The sequence below is a fragment of the Pseudooctadecabacter sp. genome, assembly GCF_020627745.1.
In the GTDB taxonomy this organism is placed as follows: domain Bacteria; phylum Pseudomonadota; class Alphaproteobacteria; order Rhodobacterales; family Rhodobacteraceae; genus Octadecabacter.
On sequence record NZ_JAHDGE010000018.1, the window covers coordinates 45,142 to 51,324 of the forward strand.

At 60.6% G+C, this 6,183-nt stretch carries 5 protein-coding genes; 1 reads left to right on the forward strand and 4 read right to left on the reverse strand.

The genetic code is table 11. From position 1 onward, the window contains the following. Window positions 1-70: 70 nt before the first annotated feature. From QZ653_RS08995 to QZ653_RS09010, 4 genes are all read right to left on the reverse strand, one after another. Window positions 71-2,239, reverse strand: a complete 2,169-nt coding sequence (locus QZ653_RS08995; protein ID WP_296419687.1) for an RNA degradosome polyphosphate kinase — start codon at window positions 2,237-2,239, stop codon at window positions 71-73. A gap of 42 nt (window positions 2,240-2,281) precedes the next feature. Further along, window positions 2,282-2,950 carry an HdaA/DnaA family protein gene (locus QZ653_RS09000; RefSeq protein ID WP_296419689.1) on the reverse strand — a complete coding sequence of 223 codons (669 nt, stop codon included), beginning with the start codon at window positions 2,948-2,950 and terminating at the stop codon, window positions 2,282-2,284. A 1-nt stretch (window position 2,951) separates the two neighbouring features. Then, the gene (locus QZ653_RS09005) at window positions 2,952-4,076 is read right to left on the reverse strand and encodes an AI-2E family transporter (protein WP_296419691.1); all 1,125 of its coding nucleotides are present in this window, start codon (window positions 4,074-4,076) and stop codon (window positions 2,952-2,954) included. 154 nt (window positions 4,077-4,230) lie between these two features. Then, the gene (locus QZ653_RS09010) at window positions 4,231-4,743 is read right to left on the reverse strand and encodes a fasciclin domain-containing protein (protein ID WP_296419694.1); all 513 of its coding nucleotides are present in this window, start codon (window positions 4,741-4,743) and stop codon (window positions 4,231-4,233) included. Between the two features lie 199 nt (window positions 4,744-4,942). Here QZ653_RS09010 and proS point away from each other — a divergent pair. After that, window positions 4,943-6,183 (forward strand): proline--tRNA ligase (gene proS / locus QZ653_RS09015; RefSeq protein ID WP_296419696.1); only part of this gene is annotated, 1,241 nt, incomplete at its 3' end.

Sequence of the window (6,183 nt, forward strand, 5' to 3'; positions counted from 1 at the left end):
CCCCCGGCGTCTTGTCTGCGACCATGCCCAGCCGCCTGTGCGCTGTCAACGCGCGGCGGCGGGTGTCGGTTCAGTCCTCGGTGTGGGTGAGCTGCGGCACATCGGACGCGCCTGCCGATCCGCGCCCGGACAGGGACGGATTTTCCATGAAGAACCGGTGGCAGTTGAAGGCAAAGGTGCCGTCTTCGACCTGCGCGCGGGTAAAGGCGCCATCGGGCCCCATGGTCCAGCTTTGCGCCACATCAGCAAGGTTCGCGGCCATGATCTGGCTGACGATCTGCGCCTTGACGGTGTTGTTCGTCGCTTCAACCATGGTTTCCACACGGCGGTTGAGGTTCCGGCCCATCCAGTCAGCCGACGAAAAAAACACCCGCGCTTTTTTGCTAGGCAGGCCTTTACCGTTGCCGAAACACACAATGCGCGAATGCTCAAGAAAACGCCCAACGATGGATTTCACGCGGATGTTTTCAGACAGGCCCTTGATGCCCGGACGCAACCCGCAGATGCCGCGCACGATCAGGCTGATCTTCACCCCCGCCTGGCTGGCCGCATAAAGCGCGTCGATCACGTCTTCTTCCACAAGGCTGTTCATCTTGGCCCAGATTTCGGCAGGCTTGCCGTTTTGGGCATGCGTCGCCTCGGCCCCGATCATCTTGATCAATTCGGATTTCAGGGTGAGGGGGGAAATCGACAGGTTTTCAAGGTTTTCGGGCTGCACGTATCCGCTGAGGTAGTTGAACACCTTGGTCGCATCGCGGCCAAGGGCCGCATCGCAGGTAAAGAACGACAGATCCGTGTAAATCTTGGCCGTGATCGGGTGGTAGTTGCCGGTGCCGTAGTGGGTGTAGGTCACCAGTTCCTTACCTTCACGGCGCACCACGGTGCTGATCTTGGCGTGGGTCTTGAGGTCAAGAAACCCGTAGACCACATGGGCACCCGCCCGTTCCAGACGGCGCGACTGGCGAATGTTCGCAGCCTCGTCAAAACGCGCTTTGAGTTCGACAAGCGCCGTGACGGATTTGCCATCCTCAGCGGCTTCGCACAGGGCCTCGACGATGGGGGATTTCTTGGAGGTCCGGTAAAGCGTCTGCTTGATCGCCACGACCTTGGGGTCGTTGGCGGCCTGTCGCAAAAAGCGCACGACCATATCGAAGGTCTCATAGGGATGGTGCAGCAGCATGTCCTTTTTGCGGATCGCTGCGAACATGTCTCCGTCGTGGTCGGACACCCGTTCCGGCACACGAGGGGCGAAGGCGGGCCAAAGAAGATCGGGCCGGTCGTCCAGCACCAGTTCCTTCAGATCGGCCATACCGATAATGCCGTTCATATCGACGACTTCATCCTCGGTGACGTGCAGTTCTTCCATGATCAGTTTGCGCAGACCGGCGGGGGCACCGGCGGACACGCGCATGGACACGACCTCCCCCCGGCGGCGGCGTTTCAGGGCGACTTCGAATTCGCGCACAAGGTCTTCGGCCTCGTCCTCGACCTCAAGGTCGCTGTCGCGCAGCACGCGAAAGGCGCAGGACCCTTTGATGCTGTAGCCTGGAAACAGCCCGTCCAGCTGATCCATCAACAGGTCTTCAAGGGGCAGGAACCGGTGACCACCTATCGTGGGCACAGCGATGTAGCGGTCGATCTGTTGGGGAACGGGCAACAGGGCGCGCAGGGGGCGTTTGTCCTGTTTGCGTTCCAGTTCCAGCGCCAGCGCAAAGCCTTCGTTTGGCAAAAACGGGAAGGGGTGCGCGGGGTCAATCGCCAAAGGCGACAGGACGGGAAACACCTGTTTGAAGAACACATCACGCAGAAAATCGCGGTCATCCCCGGTCAGGTCATCGCGGGTCAGGATCTGGATGTTCTCGCGCTCCATCTCCTGTCGCAGGTCGCTGAACACCTTTTGCTGGCGCGCCAGCAGGCTGCGCGCGTCCTGATCAATCAGTTTGAGCTGTTCTGTAGGGGTGAGGCCATCAATCGACGGTGTCGTGTTCCCCTCACGGGCCAATTCGCGCAGGCCCGCCACGCGGACGGTGTAAAATTCATCCAGATTGGTGGCTGAAATGGACAGGAACCGCAGCCGTTCCAGCAAGGGCACACGGGGGTTTTCCGCCTCCTCCAGAACGCGCCAGTTGAACCCCAGCCAGCTGAGTTCGCGGTTGAAATAGCGCGCGGGCCCCGTCAGGTCGCCGCCTGCGTCCACGGGGTCTGGAAAATCGGCCTTGAGGAAATCTGCCTGTGTCATCAGCACCTTGTTGCATGAAATTGTGACGGAGAGGTGTCACTATCACCCAAGGGGGGGCAAAGAGTCCAGCACATCGCGCACGAAGGGCCGTGTCAGCGCCTTGCCTTGGGCCAGCGCCTCACGGTCGAGGGTTTCGACGATCTGGCGCACGGCCTCGAATGATCGGGGCAGGCGACGTTGCAGGTAGTTCAGCGCGTCGGGTGCGGGGGCCAGTTGGCGGTCCTGAAAGTGTTTCAGCAACACCGCCATCAACAGCGGATCATCAGGCGATCCGATGGTTGCAGTGGTGGCCGCAGACAGGCGGCTGCGCAGATCGGGCAGGGTGATGTCCCAACGGGCCGGGGCCGTGCGACCGGTCAACAGCAGGGGCAGGCCAGCGGCGCGCAAGTGGTTGTGGGTGTGAAACAGCCATTCCTGCGCCGCCGGTGGAAGCGCCTCACCGTCCTCAATCACACAAGGCGCATCGGGCAGGGGGGCGTTCGGGTCAATTTGTGCTGCATCGAAAGCAACGGCACCGGTCTGCACCTTGAACAGCCGCGCCAGATGGGTTTTGCCACTGCCCGCTGGCCCCACCAACGCCAGTTTGCCATCAGGCCAGACCTTCGGCGCACGGATCAGCGCGAAGGCCTGTTCATTGGCCTGAGAGACAAAGAAATCCTCAGGCCCCAGCCGCACATTTGCAGGCAGGTCAAAGGCCAGCTGCTGGGCCATGTCAATCGTCCCCGGCGGTGCCTTTGTAAAGGCGTCCGTTCTTGTATTCCTGTATCGCAAAGCGCGCCAGAACGCCGATAATCGCCGCCACGGGCACCGCAATCAGCATGCCGACAAAGCCAAAGATCGACCCGAAAACCGACAGCGCAAGGATCAGCCAAACGGGGTGCAGCCCCACGGAGGACCCAACCAGATTGGGTGTGAGAAAGTTGCCTTCAACAAATTGGCCAAAGGCGAAAATGCCACCCACAATGCCGATGCGCAGCCAGTTGATGCCGGTTTGCACGGTTTCACCGTCCACCACCTCGGACCCGCCCCACCACTGGAACAGGGCCAGACCAAAGGCCAATGCCCCCCCGACCAGCGCGCCCACGTATGGAATGAACGAAATCAGGCCCGCGATCAGCCCGACGATCAGGCCGAAATTCAGGCCCGCCAGCATCAGCGCGATGCCGTAATACGTTCCCAAGATCAGGCAGACCGTCCCTTGCCCGCGAATGAACGACGCCAGCGTCCGGTCGATCTGACGGGCGAGATCGCGAATGGTGCCTTGATGTTCGCGCGGCAGCAGGTCGTCGATCTGGGCGACCATCCGGTCCCAATCCATCAGCAGATAAAAGGTGACGACCGGCACAATAACGACCAGCACGATCGCGTTGATGATCCCCTGGGCGGACGACAGCAGCGCATTGACCACCTCGCCCGACCGCGACTGGATCGCGGCACCCAGCGTCTGGATTTGCTCTTGCAGGAAATCGCCTTGCAGGTCGACGCCGGGGATACGTTCACTCAACCAGGCTTTGATGCCTTCCCACGTAGCGGGTAGGTTTTCGACAATCCGGCCGATCTGGGCGATCAAATCGCCAAGCTGGCCGATCAGCGTCGGCACAACCAGCAAAAACAGCAGGATAAAAAGGAGGATACCCGACAAGGTGATGACCACGGTGGCCATGATCCGGCTTAAACCCCATGCCTCAAGCTTGTCGGCCACGGGATCAAGAACATAGGCCAGAGCCCCGCCCAGAATATAGGGAACCAGCACGTCGCCCAGCCAGTAAAGAAGGACGACGAACACAAGGGCCGCAATGCCCCAATATTGAAGCTGCTTTTGGGGGGAGATGGCCATGGCGCGGGTATCCTGTGGGTCCGGTTACGACCCTAATTGGCGCAGGCCGCGTGCCATTGCAAGCGAGGCACATGAAAAGGCCCTGCGCCACGAGGAGGGCGCAGGGCCGGTTCGGCCGTCGAAGTCTGGGGTTGAGTGGCGGCCGAAGGACCGTTTAGTGGCAGGCCGGGCGGGTGCCGGGCAGAAGGACCTTGTCGATCACGTGGATGACGCCGTTGTCCGCCTCGATGTTGGCGACGATGACATTGGCCATCTCACCTGTGCCATCCGCGATGGAGACGCCATCGGCAGAGGCGGTGATGCACAGACGCTCTGCCTCGTTGATCGGCTTGAAGTAGTTGGACCCGGCGGGGAAATCGCCCGCCATCAGCACACGGTCATCCACGTGATACAGCAGCACGTCGGTCAGCTGGTCGCGGTTTTCTTCCATCAGCAGCGTGTCGACTGTGCCCTCTGGCAGGGCAGCGAAGGCGTCGTTCACGGGCGCATAGACGGTGAAGTTACCGGGGCCTGCCAGCGTATCGGCCAGACCGGCGGCGGTGACCGCAGCGACCAGCGTGCTGAACCGTTCATCACCGGCAGCGATTTCGGTGATGGAGGCCGCAGAGGCGGCAGAGCCGGCAATAGCAAAAGTGGCCGCAGCCGCGAAGGTGGAAAGCATTTTCATAGTCAGTATCCCAAGTTTGTTTCAGGTTGTGATCAGGGATACGCGGCGAAATTAACCTTGGGTCACTTCGATAACGTCCATGTTACCGTGGGAAATGTTTGATCCAATTCGCGCCTGATCGCGTGTGATTGCGCTGCCCGCTTGCCCATTCTTTGCGGTCTGCTACACCACCTGTAATCTGATCTGAAAGAGACCTGCCATGCGCCTCAGCCGTTATTTCCTGCCCGTCCTCAAAGAAAGCCCCCGTGACGCCCAGATCGTCAGCCACCGCTATATGTTGCAGGCGGGGATGATCAAACAGGCCAGCGCCGGTATCTATTCGTGGCTGCCGCTGGGGTTCAAAGTGCTGCGCCGGATCGAACAGATCGTGCATGAGGAACAGGCCAAGGCCGGACACATCGCCATCCAGATGCCCACGATCCAATCGGCGGACCTGTGGCGCGAAAGCGGGCGTTATGACGCCTACGGGGATGAGTTGCTGCGCATCACCGACCGTCACGACCATGAGATGCTGTTCACACCCACGGCCGAAGAACTGGTGACCGATATCTTCCGATCCCATGTGGCCAGCTATAAGTCGTTGCCGCTGACGCTCTATCAAATCCAGTGGAAATTCCGCGATGAACGGCGTCCTCGGTTCGGGGTCATGCGGGGCCGTGAATTCTATATGAAGGACGGCTATAACTTTGATCTGACCAAGGAAGACGCGCTGCATGCCTACAACCGTCATCTGGTCAGCTACCTGCGCACCTATGAACGCATGGGCCTTCAGGCGATCCCCATGCGCGCTGATTCAGGCCCCATTGGCGGGGACGACACGCATGAATTTCTGGTGCTGGCCGACACCGGTGAATCGGAGGTGTTTTACGACAGCGCCGTCACCGATCTGACCTTTGGCGACCGTGAAATTGATTATGACAACGTCGAACAATGCGCAGGCGTGATGCAGGAATTCACCGAGCTGTACGCCCGCACAGATGAGACACACGATGAGGCGCTGTTCAACGACGTCCCCGAGGACCGCCGCCGCGTGGCGCGCGGGATCGAAGTTGGGCAGATTTTCTACTTCGGCACCAAGTATTCCGACGCGATGGGGGCCACCGTGCAAGGGCCTGATGGCAAACCCACACCGGTGCACATGGGCTCCCACGGGATCGGCGTGTCCCGTCTGTTGGGCGCGATCATCGAGGCCAGCCATGACGACAAGGGCATCATCTGGCCCGAAGGTGTCACGCCGTTCCACGCAGGTATCGTCAACCTCAAACAGGGCGATGATGAGGCGGATGCTGCCTGTCAGTCGCTTTATGACGCTCTGACCGCGGCAGGGCTTGAACCACTTTATGATGACCGCGACGAACGGGCCGGGGCCAAATTCGCGACGATGGACCTGATCGGCCTGCCATGGCGGATCACCGTGGGGCCGCGTGGGCTGAAAAATGG

Coding starts and splice junctions, on each gene's coding strand:
- QZ653_RS08995 (WP_296419687.1), bottom strand. CDS start 2,239: ATGACACAGGCAGATTTCCTCAAGGCCGATTTTCCAGACCCCGTGGAC.
- QZ653_RS09000 (WP_296419689.1), bottom strand. CDS start 2,950: ATGGCCCAGCAGCTGGCCTTTGACCTGCCTGCAAATGTGCGGCTGGGG.
- QZ653_RS09005 (WP_296419691.1), bottom strand. CDS start 4,076: ATGGCCATCTCCCCCCAAAAGCAGCTTCAATATTGGGGCATTGCGGCC.
- QZ653_RS09010 (WP_296419694.1), bottom strand. CDS start 4,743: ATGAAAATGCTTTCCACCTTCGCGGCTGCGGCCACTTTTGCTATTGCC.